At 40.5% G+C, this 452-nt stretch carries 1 protein-coding gene; it reads right to left on the reverse strand.

The genetic code is table 11. The features are described 5' to 3' along the window. Positions 1-439 (reverse strand): hypothetical protein (locus tag AACU55_RS20640; protein WP_205960169.1); only part of this gene is annotated, 439 nt, incomplete at its 3' end. Between the last annotated feature and the right edge of the window lie 13 nt (positions 440-452).

The raw sequence follows: 452 nt of genomic DNA on the forward strand, positions 1-452 counted from the left end.
CTCTTTCACCGTCAATCTCTTTTTCACCCATTGCAATAACAATTTGAGCGCGATTACCATTAAAGTAATCACTAAAGGTGACTGAACCTATGTTCTCAAACTTAGCTTGATCCGTATCGATTTCAAGATTACGCAACTTAGAAAGTGTTAGATCATAGCCACTACGTTCAAACCATAGTTTTGGCCAATCAATACCATTGAACACAATCTTGTCTTCACTACGGATATCTTCAACAAGGTTATCAATAACATCACCTCTTACGACAAAGCTATCAACGCCAGTACCGCCTTTGAACGTATTCTGGTAACCACCTAATACCATCAAATCACGGCCTTCACCACCATTGAACTGGCTATACTTAGAAATAGCAGCAGCTGTCAGATGAACAACTCCTACACCTCCGTAAAACACAGCATGATACCCCATCAACTTGAACACATCGTTACCAGTG

The sequence above is a fragment of the Rahnella sp. CJA17(1/100) genome, from assembly GCF_963881615.1.
GTDB lineage: Bacteria > Pseudomonadota > Gammaproteobacteria > Enterobacterales > Enterobacteriaceae > Rahnella > Rahnella aceris.